This is a genomic window from Fictibacillus sp. NPDC058756 (assembly GCF_042746035.1).
Classification (GTDB): domain Bacteria; phylum Bacillota; class Bacilli; order Bacillales; family Fictibacillaceae; genus Fictibacillus.
Genome location: NZ_JBHYPU010000001.1, coordinates 1508330 through 1530535, shown reverse-complemented (window position 1 = coordinate 1530535; position 22206 = coordinate 1508330). Strand labels below are relative to the sequence as shown.

Below are 22206 nucleotides of genomic sequence, written 5' to 3'. Positions count from 1 at the left end.
AGAGCGTAACTTAAGGTTTTTGAACGTACGTGTAAAAATTAAAAGAACACGTACCGTAAAAGGAAAAAGGAACTAACTCAAATGAGTTAGCCCTTTTTATTATTTATCCAGCTTTATGTTCGATCCTTAATTTATCAGCAACCATTGCGATGAATTCACTGTTGGTCGGTTTTGCTTTAGACATGGAAACTGTATAGCCGAATAAAGAAGAGATGCTATCGATGTTTCCACGGCTCCAAGCTACTTCGATCGCATGGCGGATCGCGCGTTCAACACGGCTTGAAGTGGTGTTAAACTTTTTAGCGATATCAGGGTACAATACTTTTGTAATTGATCCTAATAGCTCAATATCGTTATATACCATAGAAATTGCTTCTCTCAAGTACATATAGCCTTTAATATGAGCAGGAACTCCAATTTCGTGGATGATGCTCGTAATACTTGCGTCTAGATTACGCGGTTTATTTATTGATTGGAAACTGCTTCGATTTCCGGATGCACGCTGAACTGTTGTTTTTTCCGAACCGCAAATCTGGCGGATCTGACTAGCTAAATTATCCATATCAAATGGTTTTAAGATAAAATAAGAAGCTCCAAGATCAACAGCTTTTTTCGTAACATCTTCTTGTCCAAAAGCAGTTAGCATAATTACATTAGGCTGAGGCAGATCATCACTTGATCTGATTTTTTCTAAAACAGCTAATCCGTCTAAATGCGGCATGATAATATCGAGTACGAGTACATCAGGATTTTTATTTTCTAAAACGGAAAGACATTCTTGACCGTTATAAGCTACCCCAATTACTTCCATGTCATCTTGACTTGAAAGATATTCCCTCAAAAGACTAATTAGTTCACGATTATCATCAGCTAGACACACTTTAACTTTTTGCACCATTAATTCCTCCCCATCCAGCAATTTCTTGTTTTTCCCAATGTAAGATTTCAACAATAAATCGTAAATCCCTTTATTTTGTTTTAAATTTTTTAAAATTATTTTATTTTTGTTGTAGAAAAAGCTATTTTCTTCAATTTACTTTGAATTTCGACAGTTATTGGTATGTAAACATATATGTTTGTCGAATTTTCTTTATAACTTCCATTATACAAAATTTTCTTAAAGATGTCTAAACAATAAAGAAAACCTTTTCATTAGGTAGTATATACAAGCCTAAAGTCACACCTTCCCCTCCAACGTAGGAATTCAAAAAAACAACATCTTTTGAAAGTGTTAATTTCCGCTGCAGTGGCTCGCTTTCCGCAGGGCGTGCGGTGAGCCCTCTCCGTACTGCGTACATTGAGTGGTCTCACCTGCCCCGCTCGTTCTGCAGGAGTCTCGCCCTTCCGCTCCAATTAACTATTCAATGAAGCACTTTTGAAAATCTGACTCCTGATACGGAAATCAACCACTTAAATAGCAACAAATAAAAAAACAGGCAACTGCATCAGCTCGCCTGTTTTCTTTCTTCGTATATATTTATACCAGCTTCATCAAGCATCCACTCAATATGAACACCATATCCTGAAGTTGGATCATTTACAAACACATGTGTTACCGCACCAATAATCCTTCCGTTTTGAATGATTGGACTCCCGCTCATACCTTGTACGATTCCACCGGTAATCTTTAAAAGTTGGGGATCAGTGATTTTGATTACCATCCCTTTTGTTGCTGGAAACTTTTGTGGAACAGAACTGATCACATCTACATCAAATTCCCTTACCTTTGAACCGTTGACTACGGTAAGGATTTTTGCAGGGCCTTCTTTTACTTGATCTGACAATGCAATTGGCAGAGGCTTGTTCCAGCTGCCGTTAGAAATCTTATCGTTCAATCTCCCAAATATACCAAAAGGACTGTTTTTTGAAATATCCCCTAAAACTCTTTGATCATTTGAGAAACGTGCTAATTTTTCTCCAGGATGTCCATTTGAACCTTTTTCAATTGAAGTTACTGTCGAACCTAAGATCTCGCCATTGTTTACTTTGATTGGTTTTTTGGTATCCATGTCTGAAATAACATGTCCTAAAGCTCCATACTTAAATGATGCCGGATCATAAAAAGTAAGTGTACCGACTCCAGCAGCAGAATCTCTAATATACAATCCAATTCGATATGACTGATCATTTTTATCCTGAAGGGGTTTAAGTGTTTTGTGCAGGGATTTGCCGTCTCTGATGATTGTTACATCCAGCGGTTTTTGAGATTCCCCAGATTCTCTGACAAAAGGGCTGACATCGCCCATCTTTTTTATATCTTTTCCATTGATTTTGGTAATAATATCTCCTACCTGAATATCGGCAATTTCCCCTGGAGACTGTTTACCTGAATTCGTATTTACAAGATGATGACCAACAATAAGGACTCCGAGTGTATTTAATTTTACACCTATAGATTGTCCGCCTGGTACGACCTTTAAATCGGAAAGTACTTTTACATCCATCTTTTTAATGGGAAAACTTGCTGCTTCGAGAGTTGCCATATGATCACCATTTGTTTTGGCTTGTATCGAAACGATTTTTTCACTTTCCATTGCTGTTGTATAAATTTCATTCTCTTCCTGCTGAATAGATGTACCTGCAGGAAGTGACTGAATCGAATTTTGTCCTTGAAAAATTGTAACAGATTCAGGCAGTTTCACATAATCACGCACAGGAGACAAAAAACCGATTCCCACTAAACTTCCAAGGAGAATAACGCCGATCATTCGCCGAAGTAAATCCTTAAACATCTTTCACTCTCCTCGCTCCAAGCTCACACCCTCACCATGGCTGTACCTTTAATTTAGCCTACGGACCATAAGATTATAACCGGCAAAAAAGAAAAAGCTATTCCTTAAATGGATAGCTTTTTCATGCATAATTGTTTTAAGATGATTTTTTTATGGTCTCTGCAAGCTGGAGCAATTCCTGTGCGTGCTGTTTGGTCAAATCTGTAATTTCCACGCCAGAAATCATCCGGCCGATTTCATGAACTTTTTCATCAGTCTTTAAAGAAAGCACTTTTGTCACAGTTCTGCCTTGGAGAGTTGATTTTGAAATATGGAGATGTGTATCAGCCATAGCAGCAACTTGAGGAAGATGGCTAATGCATAGCACTTGTGAACCGACTGACACACGGTAGATCTTCTCTGCAATAGCCTGAGCAACTCGTCCCGATACTCCTGTGTCCACTTCATCAAAGATAATAGCAGTAATTCCTTGATTTTCAGAAAAAATGGTTTTCAAAGCCAGAATTACCCTGGATAGTTCTCCGCCAGAAGCCACTTTTGATAAAGGCTTCAAAGGCTCACCTTGATTGGGAGAAATAAAGAATTCTACAGAATCCATACCTGTCTTCAAGAACTGATTATCTTCCGTTCTATCCATTACAACCTCAAATTCCGTTTTTTCCATATAAAGCTCTTTAAGCTGCTGCTGAATGGCTTTCTTTAATGTTTTCGCTGTTTCTGATCGCTTTTTTGTAAGCTTTTTGCCTGAGGTCTCTAATTTTGATATAACCTTTGACTGTTTAGCTTTTAGCTCTTCTATATGGTTATCTTTGTTTTGAATGAGTTCAAGTTCCTTTTTGACCTTTTCCCCATACCGTAAGATTTCCTTAACAGAAGAACCGTATTTGCGTTTCAATTTACTGATTTCATCAAGACGCATTTCGATGCTGTTTAATCTTTCCGGGTTATACTCCAGTGAATCAAACATATCGCGAATTTTGTACGTCAGTTCTTCGAGCACGTAGAAGCTGCTGCCGAACTGTTCTTCATCTGCCTTAAGGGATTCATCCAGCGCTGCTACCTGCGAGAAATCAGCCATGGCACTAGAAATAAGTTCCAGACCTTTACCTTCTCCATAGAGACTGTGATATGCGTCCTGGAGGTGTCCATGAATTTTTTCAAAGTTGCCGAGCATTCTCTTTTCTTCTTCGAGCTTGATATCCTCATCTTCGAGCAAATTTGCTCCAGTAATTTCATCGTATTGATACTCTAATAAATCAATTCGCTGAGCGATCTCTTGCTCATTTCTTGATAGTTCAGAAAGCTGTTTGCTTATATCTTTATATTCTTTAAATGCTTCTTCGTAAGTAAAGAGCTCTTTCTTAAAATCTTTGTCACCAAAGCTGTCCAATAAGAATAGGTGTTTATCCGGCTGCATCAAATATTGAGTTTCATGCTGGCCGTGAATATCAACTAAGGCTTGTCCAATTTCTTTTAATACAGAAAGTGTGACCAGCTTTCCGTTTACTCGGCAGATGCTTTTTCCGCTTTCAGTTATATCACGTTTGAGTACAACCATTTCATCCGTTATGGTTATCCCGACTTCTTCACATTTCTCGTAAACACGATGGTCCTCATGAATGTGGAATAATCCTTCGATTTCTGCTTTTTGTGTCCCATAACGAACGAACTCAGTTGAACCGCGCCCTCCTATTAAGAGGCCTATAGCATCAATAATGATCGATTTTCCTGCACCAGTTTCTCCCGTTAGAACAGTTAGCCCTTTTTTAAAAGAAACGCTTAAAGAATCGATAATAGCAAAATTACGAATACTTAATTCTGCTAACAAGTACATCACACCTTATTAAAAGATTTACAGCATATCTAAAAAGCGCTGCGAAATATCCGAACTTACATCTTTTGAACGGCAAATGATTAAAATGGTATCATCACCGCAAATCGTTCCCATCAGATCTTCCCAATCCAGCCTATCGATCAATGCACCTATTGCATTTGCATTACCTGGAAGGGTCTTCATAATAATCAAATGATCGGCATGATCTATGCTTATGAAGCTGTCTGTCAAGGTTCTCCGAAGCTTTTGAAGAGGGTTGAACCTCTGATCAGCCGGAAGACTATATTTATAACGTCCGTCATTCATGGGAACCTTAACAAGGTGCAGCTCTTTAATATCACGTGAAACCGTTGCTTGGGTAACATTAAAGTTTGCTTTCTTCAAAAGTTCAACAAGATCGTCTTGGGTTTCAATATCATGATTGCTGATCATTTCTCGAATTTTAATATGTCGCTGTCCTTTATTCACTAGTAAATCCACCTCAATTTTTACACTGTCACATTCTGCCTTTATCTTATACTATTGTGCATAGGATGTAAATTTTTCATTAATGAAATAAAAAGAAAAGGCTCTTTTCTAAAAGATTGTTGCCTTTAAGTAATTTTATTCATTTCCTTCACTGACAAGTTGATTGGAGTGGAAGGTGCGTGCCTACCACATGAGAAGCTTCTAGCTAGGCATGCGACGAGGAAACTCAAATCGGTAGCATTTACTTGTAGACGCAGGAGCAAGGGTACTTCCATGAGGCGGTCAGGTGAGAGCACTCAAAGGCGCAAAGCGGCGAGGGGGCTCACCGCACGCCCCGCGGACAGCGAAGCAACCTGGAACAGAAATCAATTACTTTCATGAGCAACAAAGTTTGCGAAAACAATCAAAGAAAAAGAGCAGGACTATGGCTAATCCCGCTCTTTTCTAAAGGTATTATGCGCTTCAGTAACAACTTCCTTAATTCTTTCATCAGAGATAGGTGATCTAACCTGTTTATTCACTTCCCCATGAAGAAGAAACTCAATATTTCCGTCTCCTCCTGTTATTGGTGAAAAGGACAAATCCACAGGGTTTATCCCTGTTTTTTTCGCAAATTCAATGATTTCTGTAATAACTCTTTCGTGAACTTTCTGATCTCTGACAATTCCTTTTTTTCCTACTTCTTCTCTGCCGGCTTCAAATTGAGGTTTAATAAGAGCTATTACTTCTCCCTCTTCCATAAGCTGAGTGAGAACTGGAAGAATAATTCTCAGTGAGATAAAGGAAACATCAATTGTAGCAAAATCCGGAATTCCATTTTCAAGCTGGTCAGGAGTTACATAACGAAAATTCGTTCTTTCCATTACAGCAACACGAGGATCATTCCTCAGCTTCCAGGCTAACTGGTTATACCCCACATCGATGGCATAAATAAATTTAGCACCATTCTGCAGTGCGCAATCAGTAAAGCCCCCTGTTGAAGCCCCAATATCCATACCCGTTTTATCTTTAACATCAAAAGAAAAGACTTTTAAGGCTTTTTCTAGCTTTAAACCGCCTCTTCCCACATAAGGAATTAAATCGCCTTTAACATGCAAAGGGGCATCGGTTTCAATTTTTTCTCCAGGCTTCTCCATACGTGTTGTCCCAGAATAAACAAGGCCTGCCATAACAGACCTTTTAGCTTTTTCTCTCGTTTCACACAACCCGCGGTTGACAAGCATCACATCTACACGTTCTTTTTTCATGTAAAAAGACCCTTTTCTGCTTTTCTCTTTACCAGTTTTTTAACTCGTTCAACAAGATCTGGAGTCGTTAGACCGATCTCTTCAAGAAGCTTTGTCACACTTCCATGTTCGATAAAGCAGTCAGGGATACCCATGCGGTCTATTAATACGTTCGCTTGATTATCGGCGGCATGTTCCAGCACAGCACTGCCGAAACCGCCCTGTAAAATAGCTTCTTCCAAAGTAAGAATCGGCATGTTTTGAGCATAGAGATCGTTCAGCATTTTAAAATCCAGCGGCTTAATGAACCTTGCGTTAATTACTCGGGCAGATACTCCAGATTTCGCGAGGACTTCCCAAGCCTCAAGCGCCATAGGAACTGTTGTCCCAAAAGTAAGAATGGCAACATCATCGCCTTCTTTCAAGACTTCCCAAGATCCAATTGGAATATTTTCAAACTCATCGTCCATTTGAACACCAATTCCATTGCCTCTAGGGAAACGGATAGCGATTGGACCATCTTCATATTTCAGCGCTGAATAAACCATATTTTGAAGTTCATTTTCATCTTTTCCCATCATTAGCACCATGTTTGGTATATGGCGTAAAAACGCAATATCAAAAACACCTTGGTGCGTTTCTCCATCTGCACCAACTAAACCTGAACGGTCAATAGTAAAAAGAACATTTAAGTTCTGTCTTGCAACGTCATGAACTACCTGATCGTACCCGCGCTGCAAGAAAGTAGAGTAGATGGAAAGCACAGGCTTCATTTTTTGTGTAGCAAGACCTGCGGCCATAGTAGTTGCATGCTGTTCAGCAATCCCTACATCGAAAAGACGGTCTGGAAAAGCTTTTCCGTAGTCCACAAGCTTAGAACCAATTGTCATAGCAGGTGTTATAACTGCTATCCTCTGATCTTTATGCGAGAGCGTTTCTAATGTTTTACTAACAACACCACTGTAAGAAGGACCTGTTTGCTGAGGCTTGATTTGTTCACCGGACTCGATCTTATATGGTCCAACACCATGCCAGCTGTCCTTTTTATCACTTTCAGCAGGTTCATATCCTTTTCCTTTTTTCGTAAGAACATGAATGATAACAGGACCTTTTGTTTTCTTTGCATATGAAAGGTTTTCAATTAAATCGTCCAAGTCGTGCCCATCTACAGGACCTAAGTACGTATATCCAAGCTCTTCAAAGAACATGCCTGACACCAATAAATATTTTAAGCTGTCTTTTACACGTTCAGCAGTAGCGGCAAGCTTGCCTCCAAACGCAGGTATCTTACGGATTAATGCTTCAAGCTCATCTTTCGCTTTATTATACTTTCTGGCTGTCCGCATACGTCCAAGAACGTTGTGAAGAGCACCAACATTTGGTGCAATGGACATTTCATTGTCGTTTAGGATGACAATCAGGTCTTTCTTTTCATGACCGATATGATTTAAAGCTTCCAGAGCCATCCCGCCTGTTAATGCACCGTCTCCGATAACTGCGATTACTTTATCATCAGTCTTTTTTAGATCACGTGCAATTGCCATTCCCATAGCAGCAGAAAGAGACGTTGAACTATGACCCGTTTCCCATACATCATGTTCACTTTCATTTCTCTTAGGAAATCCGCACAAGCCTTTATATTGGCGCAGTGTATCGAACTGAGACGCTCTGCCTGTCAGGATTTTATGAACATACGCCTGATGCCCGACATCCCAAATGAATTTATCTTTCGGGCTGTCAAATACCTTATGCATAGCGAGTGTCAATTCAACAACTCCCAGGTTAGGGCCTAAGTGGCCTCCTCTTACTGAAAGTTTCTCGATTAAAAAAGAACGTATATCACCGGCTAATTTATTTAATTGTTCAGTCTCATATGATTTTAAAAAATGAGGATTCTGAATGTCTTCCAGGTTCATGGAATATGCCTCTCTTTCCATTAACGCCTTTTTTTCTCTTTCTTAGCAGGCGATAGCAGTTTAATTCTTAATTTTTCCTCTATAAAATATAATAAACGCCCAACCTGAAAAATAATAAAGGTTGAGTGATTGATCGCATAAGATTTTCCTAGCGCTTTTCCTCCGACTGTCAGTGCAGCAACAACACTTGTAAAGATTATTGTAATCAAGTACTCGAGATTTGAGCCATTATTCCGACCCATTGAAAGCGTCAGCTCTACCACAACTGCAGCAGATGCTGTACCACTAACTATACCAGATATGTCCCCGATTACATCATTGCAAAAGTTCGCTACACGATCTGCGTTTCTTGTTATTAGAATAGCATGTTTTGCACCTGGTACTCGTTCTGAAGCCATCGCATGAAACGGAACTTCTTGAGCCGCTGTGGATGCTACTCCGATAATATCAAAGATAACACCGGTTAACACGATTAAAAAGACGATTCCCATCCCGATCCCCCAAGAAACACCATTAAGGAGGGCAGAAGAGACAACTGTAAAAATAGCCGCTAACACAAGAGTGATAACGGCAATGCTTGTACTCCATTTGAGTGTTTTAGAAAAGGAATGCTTCATGCATAACTCCTTCTTTTTTGGTAACTTTATGTAATAAGGAGTGGTCACCTTATTAAGTAAAGACTGCGGCTTAGGTCCAGTAGGTTTTCCCAGAAGAGTACGAAATGTCGCCATATTCGCGGTTTCCCTTTACTCTCTTCTTAACGCTGTCGCCAAACGTTAGACTAGATTACCACTTAGTCCGCACTATAATCCCTAACAGGTGTCTAGATAGCAGAACAGTCTAGGAGTTTTCCTCAACAGCCCTTCGCACATTCCCTAGCCTCTTTTGCAGAGTAGATTTCATATGGCATAAAGCTCAAAATCAGCGGCCAACCGATACAGGCTTTTCACACCATAATCCCCTCTAGCTCCACTCAAGGCAGGCTACGCTGCTCGCCTTTTCTTTTCCTGAAGATCAAGAAAAGCGGCAAAGCAGGTTCAAACCCCATTTCGCAGTAAGGTCTTTTGAACACAAACCGCAAATATGGGGGCCTCCGCGGAAGAAGGGTCATCGCCCACATGCCATTGTGGATCGCCCTTCAACCTTAACTCCCAGCGTTAACCCAAGGCTGGGCGCCTCAAGCCAACACAAGGAACTTCATCGATGTGCCCTTTGGCGGATTTTTAGGCCCGCCTTCAGGAACGGGGGACTGACTAGAATACTGCACCACTCCAAAGCAAATAATATCATATCATACTTCCAATAGCTCAACAATCTCTTAGTGGTTTCTTTTTATAATGTAGTCCGCAATGGATGCTAATATGCCTGTATTTCTATTGATTTTACCTAAATGTTCCAAAGAAATCCGAATGTGATTTTCCATTTCTTTTTGTGCGCCGTCAAGACCCAGCAATTTCGGATATGTTGTCTTCAAGTTTGCTTCATCACTGCCAATCGGCTTACCAAGTTCATCCTGATTACCCGTGATATCCAGGATATCATCCTGGATTTGAAATGCGATTCCTATGTGCCGAGCATAGAGCTGTAAAGCCAAAAGCTCCCCTTCAGTTGCATCAGCCGCAATTCCACCAGTTAATACAGAGCACTCCAGCATTTTACCTGTTTTCTTTTCGTGGATGCTCTCTAGCTCTTTGAGAGAAAGCTCTTTGTTTTCTCCTTCAAGATCTTCTACCTGGCCGCCAACCATTCCTTCTGCACCTGCTGCACGGGAAAGAACTGAGAGCAATCTGACTTTTTGATCTGCATTAAGGAAGACATTATCCGTAACCAAAGAGAAGCTTTCTGTTAAAAGGGCGTCTCCTGCCAATATGGCTTGGGCTTCTCCATATACTTTATGGGAAGTAAGCTTTCCCCTTCTATAATCATCATTATCCATAGATGGAAGATCATCATGTATAAGAGAATACGTATGTACAAACTCAATGGCACAAGCTGCATCTAATACAAATTCAGGGTCTTTTTGAAAAGATTCCATGACTGCAAGTGCTAATATGGGGCGCAGTCTTTTTCCTCCTGCAGAAATAGAATAAAGCATTGATTCTTTTAAAGTAGCCGGAGCATTAAGCCTATTAAGATAACCGATCATCCTATCTTCTACTAATTGTTTCTTATCGCGAAGATATTGTTCAAAATCAATCAATGATCTTCCTCCTGGATGACGAATGGTTCTTCCTTTCCATCTTCATGCATAATCGTATCCATTTTCTTCTCAACGTTTTTAAGCTTTGTATGACACAGCTTTGAAAGCTTCATACCCTGCTGATAAAGATCAATACTTTCTTCTAAAGGCACATCACCTTGTTCAAGTTTCTCAACAATCTCTTCAAGATGTAGCATTGCATCTTCAAATGTTAATTTTTTTTCCTTTTTTTCAGCCATTGGTTAAAGACCCTCCGTTCCAGTGATGTGACAATTGATCTGACCGTTTTTAAGTTTTATCGTTAACGACTCACCAGAATTAACTTGCTTCACTGACTTGACGAGTTCGTTTTTTCCTTTTTTATAAGTAAGACTGTATCCTCTATCCATTATAGCTAACGGGTTTAATGAGGACAGCCTTGAAATTTTATTGGAAAAATTCGTTTGGTGCTGTCTCATATGTCTGTTTGTTTCTTTGATTAAGTTCTTATGAAGCAAATTCACTTTTTCATTTGCTTTTTGCAGCTGGCCAGCTGGTGAGAATAGAGCTAGCTGACGCTGCATCTGTGTTAATTGTTTCTGATGCTCTCCAAGAAAGGTTTCAGCAGTTCTTTTAAGCTTGTCTATGTGTCTGTCCAATTCCTGTTCCTTCTGCTTCACAAGCTGAGTCGGATATTTAAAAGCATATGATTTCTGCAAACGGCTTAAGTGCTGCTGATGCCCAGCTAAAAAATCACCCATAACTCTTTTCAGTCTTACACTTCTTTGGTGCAGCCGGTCACCGAGTTCATCCAAATGCGGGACAGCTAACTCAGCTGCTGCGGTTGGAGTAGGCGCTCTTAGGTCAGCTACAAAATCTGCAATCGTAAAATCTGTTTCATGACCAACTGCAGAAATAACCGGTAATCGTGAAAAAGAAATAGCGCGTGCTACGATTTCCTCATTAAATGCCCATAACTCCTCAATTGAACCTCCGCCACGGCCGACAATCAATACATCAGCTTTATTTAATTCATTCGCCTGCTCAATTGCACGAACAATTGATGGAGCTGCACCCGGTCCTTGTACTAGAACTGGAAACAATGTAACAGTCGCTAAAGGGAAGCGGCGTTTAATCGTAGTGATGATATCCCTGACCGCAGCTCCTGTTGGCGATGTGATAACTCCTATTCTTATAGGAAACTTTGGCAGCAGCTTTTTGCGTGATGCATCAAAAAGCCCTTCGCGTTCAAGCTTGTTTTTCAATGCTTCATACGCTAAAAAGAGATTACCAACACCATCCTGCTGCATCGTTCTTGCATAAAGCTGATATTGTCCTTGTGGTTCATATACGGAAAAGGAACCTTGAATCAAAACATTCATACCTTCTTCAGGCTTGAAATTTAAATATTTATTATTTCCTGCAAACATAACTGCGCTTACTCTGCTATTTGCATCTTTTAAAGTGAAGTATAAATGACCTCTGCTATGCAGCTTAACATTTGATAACTCACCTTTAACCCATACATCCTGCAGATTGCCGTCATTTTCAAATAATCGTTTTATATATCTGGTTACTGCAGATATTGGTACATACCGATCGTTTTGCATTAGTGAACTTCCTTTGTCTTCTTTCTCCATTTTGATGCAAGCACTGTATTATTCATCAGCATCGTGATCGTCATTGGACCTACCCCGCCAGGAACAGGAGTAATATGTTTTGCTTTTGGCTTAATTGCTTCAAAATCAACATCTCCGCATAATTTACCGTTCTCAAGACGGTTTACACCTACATCAATAACAACCGCACCAGGTCTAACCATATCTTCGGTAATAATGTTTGGTTTTCCTACTGCGGCAATTAAAATATCCGCTTGCAGTGTTTGTGCTGACAGATTTTTTGTTCTTGAATGGCAAAACGTAACCGTTGCGTTCTCTTGCAAGAATAGCTGCCCTGCAGGTTTTCCAACTAAGTTGCTTCTGCCTACCACAACAACATGCTTTCCAGAAATCTCTTCACCTGTCTGTTTAACCATCTCTAATATACCAAGCGGTGTACATGGAATAAACGCATGCTCATCACCAGCATGCATTCTTCCGATATTTATAGGATGGAAGCCATCAACATCTTTTTCAGGAAGGATTGTTTCAATAACTTTTGATTCACTTATATGTGAGGGTAAGGGGAGCTGAACAAGAATTCCGTCGATTTGTTCATCATTGTTAAAGGATTGAATGCAGTCTAACAAATCATTTTCAGAAATGGACTCAGGCAATTCAGTTAATACTGAGTGCATTCCTAGTTCTTTGCATGTTCTTTCTTTTGCAAGAACATATGAACGTGATGCAGGGTGATCGCCTACTAGAATAACAGCCAATCCAGGCACATTTCCTTCCAGCTTCAGTTCCTGTATCTCTCTAGCCAGCTGCTCTCTTATCTCTTTTGCAATTTGCTTTCCATCTAATACAGTCATTCTAGGTCCCCCTCAAAAATTTTTATTTTTTCCGGATATCTGAAATTATCTTTCCTAATACACCATTAACGAAGCGTCCTGCTTCCTCACCGCCAAATATTTTAGCAGTTTCTATCGCCTCATTCAGAGTAACGTTCTTGGGTACTTCATCCATGTATAGCCATTCATAAGCTGCCATTTGCAGAACTACGCGTTCTACATTAGCAAGTCTTGAAAAGCTCCATTTTTCTAAATAAGGAGTTAGAAATCTCTCTATCTCTGCTTTATTTTCAACGGTTCCACTCACGATTTCATTAAGAAAATCATCAGATGGTTCTCCTTCTAATACGTGCTCCATTGCTTCTTCAATATTAATGTCACTCACTTCAATTTGAAAAAGCGATTGAAAGGCTTTTTCTCTAGCAAGTCTACGTTTCATAATTCGACTTCCTTTCTATATGCGAACAATTTCTATCTAGCATAATACCATATTCAGACGAGAGGTTACAATCCGAACAATTAATACTAAAACCCTTGAAAACATTCAGTTTTTCATCTGGAAAATGCTGTTTCCGAATACAATGTTGTTTTTGAAAGTAGTTGATTTCCGCTCCAGGCTGCTCGCTTTCCACGGGGCGTGCGGTGAGCCTCCTGCCGCTTCGCGGCATTAGGAGTCTCCACCTGACCGCTCGTCCCGTAGGAGTCTCGCATCTTGCGCTACAATCAACTTGCAAATGATGAGAATTTAAAAAGTCAAAAGCAACAATTCTTTAGAAAACAGCCATTAGTAACAAGCCTAAGAAAAGAGCCAAGAAAGAAAAAAATCAAAGGAGGAATCCCCCTTTGATTTTCTGCATCAATCTACTTCCGGTGCTTCATACTGTTTTTCTTTGGAGTCGAATTGAACGCCTACCACAAAAACATTAATGTCTGTTGCTTCTAGTGCAGTCATATCTAACAATGCCTGTCTGACATAATCTTGGATTTTTTGAGCAACATCTGGAATTGCAACGCCATATTTCATAGATACATAAATATCGATTGAAATACCTGACTCTGACAGCTCAACTTTAACGCCTTTACCGTGCGTTTTCTTTCCTAGCCGCTCTACAACTCCACTTGCAAAGCTCCCTCTCATTGACGCTACACCTTCAACATCTGAAGCTGCAATACTTGCAATAACCTCAATTACTTCAGGTGAGATTTCAACTTTACCTAACTCTGATGAATAGCTCTCCATCTCAAATGACAGTTCATTCATTTTATGCACCTCCACTGTTATTCACTTTTTGAAGTTAAATCATAATTCTCTAAAAACTTAGTATTAAAGTCGCCATTCACGAATGTTTCATGGTTTAAAAGACGCAGATGGAAAGGAATGGTCGTGTGAACTCCCTCAATAACAAATTCACTTAACGCGCGCTTCATACGATTGATTGCTTCTTGTCTAGTGTTTCCATAAGTGATTACCTTAGCAATCATAGAATCGTAGAATGGCGGTATTGTATATCCAGGATACACAGCTGAATCAACGCGGACCCCAAGTCCACCTGGAGGCAGATACATGTCAATCTTTCCTGCAGAAGGCATAAAGTTCTTTTCCGGATTCTCTGCATTTATTCTGCATTCGATCGACCATCCATTAAACTCAATATCTTCCTGTGTATATCTTAATTTTTCGCCTGATGCCACTTTGATCTGTTCTTTTATAAGGTCGATTCCCGTAACCATTTCTGTTACAGGATGCTCAACTTGAATACGTGTGTTCATTTCCATGAAATAAAATTCACCGGTATTATGATCAAAAATAAACTCAACAGTACCGGCACCGGAGTATTGAACGGCTTCCGCGGCTTTAACAGCTGCTTCTCCCATTTCTTGGCGTTTTTCCGGACTTATTGCTGGAGATGGCGTTTCTTCTAAAAGCTTTTGCAAACGTCTTTGAATACTGCAGTCTCTTTCTCCCAAATGAATAACATGTCCGTAATTATCTGCAAGAACTTGTATTTCTACATGACGGAAATCTTCAATGTATTTTTCGATATAAACGCCTGGATTACCGAAAGCAGTTGCAGCTTCTTGCTGAGTAATTGCAATACCCTTTAATAGTTCAGCTTCGTTTTTGGCTACACGAATACCTTTCCCTCCGCCGCCGGCAGTCGCTTTAATAATGACGGGATATCCAATTTTATTGCTTAGTTCAATGGCTTCTTCCTTGTCGCTGATTATCCCCTCTGAACCGGGAACGATCGGAACACCTGCATCTGCCATTGTTGCTCTGGCAACATCTTTAATCCCCATCTTGTTGATGGCTTCTGAACTAGGGCCTACGAATGTTACATTGCATTCCCTGCAAAGCTCAGCAAAATCGGCATTTTCAGCTAAAAATCCGTATCCTGGATGAATAGCATCTGAACCTGTCAATGTAGCGACACTCATAATATTTGTGAAATTTAAATAACTGTCTTTTGAAGCAGTAGGTCCGATACAATAAGCCTCATCTGCCAAACGGACATGCAATGCATCCTTGTCAGCTTCTGAATAAACGGCTACCGTTTCAACACCCAGTTCTTTGCATGCTCGAATAATCCGTACTGCAATCTCACCACGGTTTGCTACTAATAGCTTATTAATCATCGACATACCCTCCTATTCTGCTTTCACGAGGAACAGAGGTTGTCCATATTCTACTAGTTGTCCGTTCTCCACCAATACTTTTACAATTTCACCGTTCACTTCGGATTCAATTTCATTAAACAATTTCATAGCTTCAATGATACAGACGACGCTGTCTTTAGATACTTGGTCTCCAGGTTTAACAAAAGGATCATCTTCTGGAGAAGAAGCCGAGTAGAATGTACCAACCATCGGTGACACTACTTTATGTAATGATGCATCTTCTTCTGCAGCCTTTGTTTCTTGCTGTACTTCCGGACTAGCCTTTACCGGTTCTGCAGCAGGAGCTGACTCTCTTGCAGGTGTTGCTTGATTCACTACTGGCTGAACAGGTACTTCTTCTGTTTGGTATGAAACAGCAGTTCCAGCATTCTTTTTAAGAACGATTTTTGAACCGTCATTTTCATATTTGAATTCATTAATACTTGATTTGTCGATAAGTTTAATTAGTTCTCGTATTTCTTGTATTTTTAGCATGAGATCTCGACTCCTTTAAACAATCCTATCCAGGTTTATTTTGATTTAGCACCTTCTATTGTGACTAGGTCTTAACAAAAGTAATATACCATATTTCTTTTTTCATGGATACATTAGTTTGATGTACAAATCTAATAGTACACGATTCCTAAAGAGATTGTAAGCGATTACCGCTATGAATACTTTATTATTCTATTTTTGCCTATATCAAATAAATACAAACCGGAAATACATCTGATTCTACTAAAAATATAACACGAAATGCTGCAAAATAAAAAAAGCCGGAATCACTCCGGCTTCATTTTACTTTGCAGCATGGTATTCAACAGCTACTGTTTTGCTGCTGCCCAGATGTTCGTTTGCTAAATTCATAATCTCAACAACTTCTTTTTTGGATAATTTATCTGCTTTTACGATCACTTTAATCTCATTGTTCATCGTGCTGACAAGTGCATCTTTAAAGCCCATTGATTTAATTAGTGTTTCGAGAGTAGCTTCTTTCATTGTAAGTGACTGCAATTCAGTCATTTTAGCCCAAGCCTCCGCTTGTACTTCTGCTGATGCATCTTCTGAACCTGCTACAGCTACATAATCTGCACTCATCTCGTCACGAACTTCATCACGCTCTAAACGAAGTGCTGTGAACATATCATCGTTGGCAACACCTGAAACTGTAGCATCTTTGCCAGATTTTTTACCTGCCTCCAAGTATGCAAGATCATCAGTTCCACCTGGTGCAGTAATGTAATACACAGATAATACAATAATCAAACTAAGCATTGTTAATAGCCAAACTGTTTGTTTTTTAAGTAACATTCTTTTAATCCCCCTCGTATTTTTTTGGGACCACAGATACATTGTGGCTGCCGATATCAAATACTTTTGTTATCACATCGATGATCATTGCTTTTGTTTGCAGATTTTCCGCTCCTTGAGCTACAACCGCTATACCCCTTATTTTTGGCTTTTCGGTTGTTATTACAATAGGTTCTTCTTTTCCATCGTTTTGAACGATTACAATCTTTTCTTCTGTCTTTTGATCTTCAATCGTTCGTTTCCCTCCACTTTTATCTGTTTCTGATGTTGTTTGTCTTTGAATGTTCTCGTCAGTTGCAACTTCTTTTCTCTCAGTTGTTTCAAGTTCTACATAAACGGAAACACTCTCCACTCCTTGGATCTGCTCTAACAGATCTTTCAGCTGATTCGCATATCTGTCTTCATAAGATCGAATGTTCTTGTTGGTAACTTCTTTTGTATTCTTGAATACGGCTTCTGATTCATTAGATTGTGTGTTGTTAGAAAGTGTTTGCATGGAAACATTTTTAGCAGGGGAGTCAATCATTTTACTTATAAACATAAGAGCAATTCCCAATAGAAGCAGTACAAGTAAGTATTTTTGTTTATTCCCTGCTTTATCACTCAGCTGCAGCCATTTTTTTATCTGTTCCCAAAATGAATGTTTCATTGGGATGACTCCTCTCCCCCTTCCATTTCCACCTCAAGCTGCTGTGCATCTAGCTGCCATTGGCTGGCCAAGAAATCTACAATCTCTTCAGGTACCCCATCTTTTTCAGCTTGGTCTCTTTTTTCAGAAATGGTCACATCCACTTCTGATACTTCTGAGACACCAGCTGGTTCATGATGTTTAGCTAGTACAACTTTTACACCGGTTATATCTTCAGGCTTTAAAGACTCCGTACCGCTATTCGTATGGATTTGAAGATCGACAATTTCTAATTCATACGTCTTATTCAACTCCTCCTGAACTTGTTTTTTCATTGGGACAGCCATTTGCTCTAATATATATGCACGTTGTGCGCCTTGTATTTCACTTTTATTTTTTTCTATCGAATTTTTTATTTCATTTTCTTTCGCAGCAGCTGGCAGATCCATAGCTTGAAACACTTGATCCATATCAGAATTTAATAGTTTAAATAATGGAGACAGCATAGCAAGCAAAATAAGAAGGCCGATTACCATCTTGATATAACTCTGAAATTGGTTGCCTGGCAATAATAGCTCGATTACCCCTGCGAGCAGAACAAGTACAATGATGTTCGTGATCCATTCAGTTAAAAATACCACTGTTAAACACCTCCCTACCGAACCATCAGCGTGACATTTCCAGCAGCTATTATGATGGTTATCGCTAGGAAAAACATGATCGACACCGTCATTAGTGCTGCAAAGATAAACATGACACTTTTGCCGATAATTCCTAAACACTCTACGATCGGTCCTCCGCCAAGCGGCTGCAGCAAGGCTGATGCCATACTGTAAATGAAAGCTAAGATTAATACTTTAATAGCTGGGAATATAGCTATCAGCAATAAGAGTGCTGCACCTATAATTCCTACCGAATTCTTTAGGAGTATGGAGGCACTCATGACTGTATCGGTTGCATCGGTAAACATTCTTCCTACTACAGGAATAAAATTGCCCGTAATAAATTTTGCAGTCTTAATTGTAATTCCATCAGCTACTGCTGCTGTTGCTCCCTGAACGCTCATAACTCCAAGAAAGACGGTAAAGAAAAATGCTAATGAGCCTATGCTTATATTTCTCAGCAGCTTTGCTAACTGAGTAACTTTGTGATGTTCTGACATTGTAGATACGATACTTAATAAAGCAGATAAAAAAAGCAGAGGAAGTACAAAATTTTTAATGAGCAGACCGCTCGTGTTAACTAAAAATAAGATGACTGGATGGAAAAAGGCGACAGAAGCTATACTTCCTACAGTCGCCATTAAAGCCAAAAGGAGAGGGATGAGTGCAATCATGAAACTGAGCATTGTATCTATCGCTTCTACAGCATATGAAATGGCCACATGAAAACTATTAAGTGCCAGTATGATCAAAACCATATAGATAATTGCATAAGCAACCTTAGATATTGCTGATTTATCAAATGCATTTTGTATAGATTGCAAAAGCATGCTGAACACTGTCAGTAAGATTAATGTACCGAGTAGTTTTCCGTGAACAGCCATTTCATGGAACAAAAATTTTAATAGACCCATCAAGTACGCTTTTATAGAGAACTCTTTATCACCTTTTACAAATTCAAAAAAAGTACCTTTCTGGCTCTCCGGCAAGAAGCCCCCGTATTCACTAGAGACGCTGTCCCAAAAATCTTTAATTTCATCAAGCTGCATGGATGAGATCTGATGCTCTACTATTTCAGAAGTGATTGATTCTGCAGAAACAGATGCATGGCTGCCGAAAGTCATCATAAACACAAATATTAGTAAAAAAAAGCCTGTCCGCATCATACTTCTCCTCATCCTTACGACCCGCTTTCTTATTTGGGAATAAGCGTCAGCACCGTTTCAATAATTACCGTTAAAATTGGAATTGCCATGACTAAAATTAGGATCTTACCTCCAAGCTCTATCTTTGATGCAATTGCCCCTTGTCCGGCATCCCTCGTAATCTGGGCTCCAAATTCTGCAATATAAGCAATTCCAATAATTTTTAATAGTGTTTCAACATAAACCATATTTACATTGGCGTTAACTGCCAGCCTTTGAAGCATCGTAATAACCTGTCCGATCTTATCAATCAGGAATAAAAAAATTCCCACGCCTACCATAAGGGTGATCAAAAAAGCAAAATTCGCTTTCTGCTCTTTCAGGACTAAGGCTAAGAAAGCTGCGACCAGTCCAAAACCAACTATTTGGATAATTTCCAATTGGTCTCCCTCCTTAGTTCTGGAACAAAAACACTCCTTTTACTTTCTGAAAAAGGTCATCAAGCAAAGTGATCACCATGAATAAAGCAACTACAAACCCCAATAAAGTTACCCAATGAGCATAATCTTCTTTCCCAATCATTTTTAAGACGGTATGCAGCATAGCTACAATTATTCCTAAACCAGCGATTTGAAAGACTGCGTTAACATCAAGTCCCATATAAAGTTCCCCCTGTTACATTAAAAGGATTACGATTAAAAGTCCCATCAGTACGCCGAGACTTTTGCACATTTTTTCATAACGCTCCTGTATATCCCTTGCTTCTTTTTCTTCACGATTTAGATGAGCAAGGGTCAGTTGAATTTGCTTCTGCTGATGTTCTTTATCGTGTCTGCCAAGGGTAGATCCAAACTGGCGAAGCACTTCGATCTCCCCGCTTTTAAACGATGTTTCCTTTGCCAAAACCTCTAGCTGACATTCCCAGGCTTCTTGAACAGTAAGGTCTCCATCGTTTAACAAATCAGAAATTATTAGAAAAAAAGAAGATAACGGCTCTTTTAAAGGTTTTCCTATATGCTGAAACGCTTCACTCAGCGGAGTTGAACCATACATGATCTCAGCTTCCAGTGCTTGCAGCGTAACTTTCAGTTCTCGCAGCCGCTTCGGCCTTTCTCTGACACGCTTAGCCCATTCGAAACCAAATATAGTTGTAGCTGACAATATAGCAACGGCACCGAACCAGCTCATCATGCTGCACCTCCTGACGACCGGTAGATCTCATTAAATGAACCGTCATAAATACGCTGAATCGTACCTGGTCCTTTTTCGCGGCTTAAAATAACATATCTTTGAAACAATGAAAGACCAGATAAAGGTTTCATCACCGGTCTTTTAAGAGCATCTTCCAAACTGCTGCCATGCGCCGTGAAAATCATCTGCACACCTGCATGCATAGCTTCTTGGATTGCTTCACCATCTTCTTTTCTTCCTATTTCATCCACAATTAAGACTTGAGGGCTCATTGATCGTATGAGCATCATCATACCTTCTGCTTTTGGACAGGCATCAAGCACATCTACTCGTTTACCAAGTGAATGCTGAGGGATTCCTTTAATAGATCCTGCTATTTCAGAACGCTCGTCCACGATCCCTACTTTAAAAGATGGAATGTTTCTTTGTTTTATTCCGCAGCTGACCAGTCTCGCAATATCTCTTAAAAGAGTCGTTTTCCCTGTTTGCGGAGGTCCGATAAGCAAGGTATTGTGCCAATTTTTTTGAAAAAGATAGGGAACAAGCGGCTCGGCAATACCTATTTTTTCTCTGGCAATCCTGATATTAAAAGAGCTTATTTCTTTAATGGCTTTTACAAATCCCTGCTCAGTTATTACTTTTCCAGCAAGGCCAACACGATGACCGCCAGAAATCGTAATATATCCGCGTTTTAGTTCTTCTTCTAATGCATATAACGAGTGCTGGCTCAGCCGATTAAGAAGAACTTGTGCTTCTTCTGCAGAAACTGGCTTATCAGATGGATAGATTGGATTACTTGAACATACTATTTCTAATGGCTGTTCGATCCTAATCCTTATTTCTTCCACAGATTGAATAATGACTGCAGGAAGATTACGTAACATCTGCTGAATTTCTTCTGGAAACAATCTAAATATTTTTTCCATAGCCGGGGTCTCCTTTTAAAAGCTCGTACTATAAACGTATGGCTTATCCTTACGCTTTATGCCAATAAAGAGAGGCATAGTAAAGTATGGGGGGGAAGATGTGGAGAAGTTTTCTAATTAGGTCTGTTTTAATATAATTAAGTCAAATTGAGATAGAAATAGGTCTAATCGCAGGAACATTAAGTCTAAATTTATAAAATTAGGTCTCTCGTCAAACTTCGACATCTTTTTCAATAAAAAATCTTTTGTAAAGAGCCATAAAAAAAAGCCTTATTCCGAAACGGAATAAGGCTTTCAAATCTTTATTCATTATTTTATGCGCGTGAAACATATGCTCCATTTCTAGTATCAATCACAAGTTTGTCGCCTTGGTTAACAAAGAAAGGAACTTGGACAATCAAACCAGTTTCAAGTGTAGCCGGTTTTGTACCGCCTGAAGCAGTATCACCTTTAATTCCAGGCTCTGTTTCAGCAACAACTAATTCAACTGTGTTCGGAAGCTCAACTCCGATTGTTTCACTTTGATATGTCATGATATGAACTGTCATGTTCTCTAGCAAGTACTTTAGTTCATACTCAATTTGTGATGCAGGAAGTTCAATCTGTTCGTAAGATTCATTGTCCATGAATGTGTGTGTATCACCTGAAGCATAAAGATATTGCATTTTGCGATTTTCAATGTGTGCTTTAGATACTTTCTCTCCGCCACGGAACGTTTTTTCCTGAATTCCGCCAGTGCGCAAGTTACGAAGTTTTGAACGTACGAAAGCTGCACCTTTTCCTGGTTTTACGTGCTGGAATTCTAGAACTTGCCAAATTCCTCCGTCAACTTCAATTGTTAAGCCTGTTTTAAAATCGTTTACTGAAATCATGTTTTT

At 39.5% G+C, this 22206-nt stretch carries 25 protein-coding genes; 1 reads left to right on the top strand and 24 read right to left on the bottom strand.

All coding sequences use genetic code 11. The annotated features are described in order from the left end of the window. Window positions 1-103 precede the first annotated feature (103 nt). The 12 genes from spo0A to nusB form a co-directional block, all read right to left on the bottom strand. Window positions 104-895, bottom strand: a complete 792-nt coding sequence (gene spo0A, locus ACFW35_RS07665; RefSeq protein WP_379837108.1) for a sporulation transcription factor Spo0A — start codon at window positions 893-895, stop codon at window positions 104-106. Between the two features lie 550 nt (window positions 896-1445). Further along, a complete protein-coding gene (spoIVB, locus tag ACFW35_RS07660) occupies window positions 1446-2732 on the bottom strand; it encodes a SpoIVB peptidase (RefSeq protein ID WP_379844851.1) in 1287 nt (428 codons plus the stop codon). A gap of 136 nt (window positions 2733-2868) precedes the next feature. Beyond that, window positions 2869-4560: a DNA repair protein RecN gene (gene recN / locus ACFW35_RS07655; protein WP_379844850.1), complete on the bottom strand. Its 1692-nt coding sequence runs from the start codon at window positions 4558-4560 to the stop codon at window positions 2869-2871. A gap of 24 nt (window positions 4561-4584) precedes the next feature. Further along, on the bottom strand, window positions 4585-5034 hold the full coding sequence (ahrC, locus tag ACFW35_RS07650) for a transcriptional regulator AhrC/ArgR (RefSeq protein WP_077365265.1): 450 nt from the start codon (window positions 5032-5034) through the stop codon (window positions 4585-4587). A gap of 428 nt (window positions 5035-5462) precedes the next feature. Further along, window positions 5463-6281 (bottom strand): TlyA family RNA methyltransferase, encoded by an 819-nt coding sequence (locus tag ACFW35_RS07645; protein ID WP_379844848.1) that lies wholly within the window; start codon window positions 6279-6281, stop codon window positions 5463-5465. Then, a complete protein-coding gene (dxs, locus tag ACFW35_RS07640; protein ID WP_379844847.1) occupies window positions 6278-8176 on the bottom strand; it encodes a 1-deoxy-D-xylulose-5-phosphate synthase in 1899 nt (632 codons plus the stop codon). Before dxs ends, ACFW35_RS07645 begins: the two co-directional genes overlap by 4 nt. 20 nt (window positions 8177-8196) lie before the next feature. After that, window positions 8197-8793, bottom strand: a complete 597-nt coding sequence (locus ACFW35_RS07635; protein WP_379834656.1) for a hypothetical protein — start codon at window positions 8791-8793, stop codon at window positions 8197-8199. A 701-nt stretch (window positions 8794-9494) separates the two neighbouring features. Beyond that, window positions 9495-10373, bottom strand: a complete 879-nt coding sequence (locus tag ACFW35_RS07630; protein WP_379847426.1) for a polyprenyl synthetase family protein — start codon at window positions 10371-10373, stop codon at window positions 9495-9497. Then, window positions 10373-10615, bottom strand: a complete 243-nt coding sequence (locus tag ACFW35_RS07625; protein ID WP_379844845.1) for an exodeoxyribonuclease VII small subunit — start codon at window positions 10613-10615, stop codon at window positions 10373-10375. The genes ACFW35_RS07630 and ACFW35_RS07625 overlap by 1 nt, the downstream gene beginning before the upstream one ends. 3 nt (window positions 10616-10618) lie before the next feature. Further along, window positions 10619-11965 carry an exodeoxyribonuclease VII large subunit gene (gene xseA / locus ACFW35_RS07620; protein ID WP_379844843.1) on the bottom strand — a complete coding sequence of 449 codons (1347 nt, stop codon included), beginning with the start codon at window positions 11963-11965 and terminating at the stop codon, window positions 10619-10621. Next, window positions 11965-12828 (bottom strand): bifunctional methylenetetrahydrofolate dehydrogenase/methenyltetrahydrofolate cyclohydrolase FolD, encoded by an 864-nt coding sequence (gene folD, locus ACFW35_RS07615; protein WP_379844841.1) that lies wholly within the window; start codon window positions 12826-12828, stop codon window positions 11965-11967. Before folD ends, xseA begins: the two co-directional genes overlap by 1 nt. Window positions 12829-12850: 22 nt before the next feature. Beyond that, window positions 12851-13246: a transcription antitermination factor NusB gene (nusB, locus tag ACFW35_RS07610; protein ID WP_379844839.1), complete on the bottom strand. Its 396-nt coding sequence runs from the start codon at window positions 13244-13246 to the stop codon at window positions 12851-12853. A 273-nt stretch (window positions 13247-13519) separates the two neighbouring features. On the opposite strand from nusB, the gene ACFW35_RS07605 reads away from it, so the two are divergent. Beyond that, on the top strand, window positions 13520-13654 hold the full coding sequence (locus ACFW35_RS07605) for a hypothetical protein (protein ID WP_379844837.1): 135 nt from the start codon (window positions 13520-13522) through the stop codon (window positions 13652-13654). A gap of 9 nt (window positions 13655-13663) precedes the next feature. Here the strand turns inward: ACFW35_RS07605 and ACFW35_RS07600 are convergent, their stop codons facing one another. From ACFW35_RS07600 to efp, 12 genes are all read right to left on the bottom strand, one after another. Further along, window positions 13664-14068, bottom strand: a complete 405-nt coding sequence (locus ACFW35_RS07600) for an Asp23/Gls24 family envelope stress response protein (protein WP_066290809.1) — start codon at window positions 14066-14068, stop codon at window positions 13664-13666. 17 nt (window positions 14069-14085) lie between these two features. Continuing rightward, window positions 14086-15444 carry an acetyl-CoA carboxylase biotin carboxylase subunit gene (gene accC, locus ACFW35_RS07595; protein ID WP_379844835.1) on the bottom strand — a complete coding sequence of 453 codons (1359 nt, stop codon included), beginning with the start codon at window positions 15442-15444 and terminating at the stop codon, window positions 14086-14088. A gap of 12 nt (window positions 15445-15456) precedes the next feature. After that, a complete protein-coding gene (accB, locus tag ACFW35_RS07590; RefSeq protein ID WP_379844833.1) occupies window positions 15457-15960 on the bottom strand; it encodes an acetyl-CoA carboxylase biotin carboxyl carrier protein in 504 nt (167 codons plus the stop codon). A gap of 303 nt (window positions 15961-16263) precedes the next feature. Then, entirely contained in the window at window positions 16264-16776 is a 513-nt protein-coding gene (locus ACFW35_RS07585; protein WP_066290819.1) for a SpoIIIAH-like family protein, read from the bottom strand. Window positions 16777-16780: 4 nt separating this feature from the next. Continuing rightward, window positions 16781-17425: a stage III sporulation protein AG gene (spoIIIAG, locus tag ACFW35_RS07580; RefSeq protein WP_379844831.1), complete on the bottom strand. Its 645-nt coding sequence runs from the start codon at window positions 17423-17425 to the stop codon at window positions 16781-16783. Continuing rightward, window positions 17422-18045 carry a stage III sporulation protein AF gene (gene spoIIIAF / locus ACFW35_RS07575; RefSeq protein ID WP_379844829.1) on the bottom strand — a complete coding sequence of 208 codons (624 nt, stop codon included), beginning with the start codon at window positions 18043-18045 and terminating at the stop codon, window positions 17422-17424. Before spoIIIAF ends, spoIIIAG begins: the two co-directional genes overlap by 4 nt. A gap of 14 nt (window positions 18046-18059) precedes the next feature. Beyond that, window positions 18060-19229 (bottom strand): stage III sporulation protein AE, encoded by a 1170-nt coding sequence (gene spoIIIAE / locus ACFW35_RS07570; RefSeq protein ID WP_379844827.1) that lies wholly within the window; start codon window positions 19227-19229, stop codon window positions 18060-18062. A gap of 32 nt (window positions 19230-19261) precedes the next feature. Continuing rightward, the gene (spoIIIAD, locus tag ACFW35_RS07565; RefSeq protein ID WP_379844825.1) at window positions 19262-19651 is read right to left on the bottom strand and encodes a stage III sporulation protein AD; all 390 of its coding nucleotides are present in this window, start codon (window positions 19649-19651) and stop codon (window positions 19262-19264) included. 13 nt (window positions 19652-19664) lie between these two features. Continuing rightward, on the bottom strand, window positions 19665-19871 hold the full coding sequence (gene spoIIIAC, locus ACFW35_RS07560) for a stage III sporulation protein AC (RefSeq protein ID WP_066290831.1): 207 nt from the start codon (window positions 19869-19871) through the stop codon (window positions 19665-19667). Between the two features lie 15 nt (window positions 19872-19886). Continuing rightward, complete coding sequence (spoIIIAB, locus tag ACFW35_RS07555) at window positions 19887-20399, bottom strand: stage III sporulation protein SpoIIIAB (protein WP_379847424.1); 513 nt, start codon at window positions 20397-20399, stop codon at window positions 19887-19889. Further along, complete coding sequence (spoIIIAA, locus tag ACFW35_RS07550) at window positions 20399-21328, bottom strand: stage III sporulation protein AA (protein WP_379844823.1); 930 nt, start codon at window positions 21326-21328, stop codon at window positions 20399-20401. The genes spoIIIAB and spoIIIAA overlap by 1 nt, the downstream gene beginning before the upstream one ends. 314 nt (window positions 21329-21642) lie before the next feature. Further along, window positions 21643-22200 carry an elongation factor P gene (gene efp, locus ACFW35_RS07545; protein WP_379844821.1) on the bottom strand — a complete coding sequence of 186 codons (558 nt, stop codon included), beginning with the start codon at window positions 22198-22200 and terminating at the stop codon, window positions 21643-21645. Window positions 22201-22206: the final 6 nt, after the last annotated feature.

Excerpts from the sequence above, each read along its gene's own strand:
- spoIVB (WP_379844851.1), bottom strand. The coding sequence starts at position 2,732 with ATGTTTAAGGATTTACTTCGGCGAATGATCGGCGTTATTCTCCTTGGA.
- ACFW35_RS07645 (WP_379844848.1), bottom strand. The coding sequence starts at position 6,281 with ATGAAAAAAGAACGTGTAGATGTGATGCTTGTCAACCGCGGGTTGTGT.
- dxs (WP_379844847.1), bottom strand. The coding sequence starts at position 8,176 with ATGAACCTGGAAGACATTCAGAATCCTCATTTTTTAAAATCATATGAG.
- ACFW35_RS07635 (WP_379834656.1), bottom strand. The coding sequence starts at position 8,793 with ATGAAGCATTCCTTTTCTAAAACACTCAAATGGAGTACAAGCATTGCC.
- ACFW35_RS07625 (WP_379844845.1), bottom strand. The coding sequence starts at position 10,615 with ATGGCTGAAAAAAAGGAAAAAAAATTAACATTTGAAGATGCAATGCTA.
- xseA (WP_379844843.1), bottom strand. The coding sequence starts at position 11,965 with ATGCAAAACGATCGGTATGTACCAATATCTGCAGTAACCAGATATATA.
- folD (WP_379844841.1), bottom strand. The coding sequence starts at position 12,828 with ATGACTGTATTAGATGGAAAGCAAATTGCAAAAGAGATAAGAGAGCAG.
- nusB (WP_379844839.1), bottom strand. The coding sequence starts at position 13,246 with ATGAAACGTAGACTTGCTAGAGAAAAAGCCTTTCAATCGCTTTTTCAA.
- ACFW35_RS07600 (WP_066290809.1), bottom strand. The coding sequence starts at position 14,068 with ATGAATGAACTGTCATTTGAGATGGAGAGCTATTCATCAGAGTTAGGT.
- accC (WP_379844835.1), bottom strand. The coding sequence starts at position 15,444 with ATGATTAATAAGCTATTAGTAGCAAACCGTGGTGAGATTGCAGTACGG.
- accB (WP_379844833.1), bottom strand. The coding sequence starts at position 15,960 with ATGCTAAAAATACAAGAAATACGAGAACTAATTAAACTTATCGACAAA.
- ACFW35_RS07585 (WP_066290819.1), bottom strand. The coding sequence starts at position 16,776 with ATGTTACTTAAAAAACAAACAGTTTGGCTATTAACAATGCTTAGTTTG.
- spoIIIAG (WP_379844831.1), bottom strand. The coding sequence starts at position 17,425 with ATGAAACATTCATTTTGGGAACAGATAAAAAAATGGCTGCAGCTGAGT.
- spoIIIAE (WP_379844827.1), bottom strand. The coding sequence starts at position 19,229 with ATGCGGACAGGCTTTTTTTTACTAATATTTGTGTTTATGATGACTTTC.
- spoIIIAC (WP_066290831.1), bottom strand. The coding sequence starts at position 19,871 with ATGGGACTTGATGTTAACGCAGTCTTTCAAATCGCTGGTTTAGGAATA.
- spoIIIAB (WP_379847424.1), bottom strand. The coding sequence starts at position 20,399 with ATGAGCTGGTTCGGTGCCGTTGCTATATTGTCAGCTACAACTATATTT.
- spoIIIAA (WP_379844823.1), bottom strand. The coding sequence starts at position 21,328 with ATGGAAAAAATATTTAGATTGTTTCCAGAAGAAATTCAGCAGATGTTA.
- efp (WP_379844821.1), bottom strand. The coding sequence starts at position 22,200 with ATGATTTCAGTAAACGATTTTAAAACAGGCTTAACAATTGAAGTTGAC.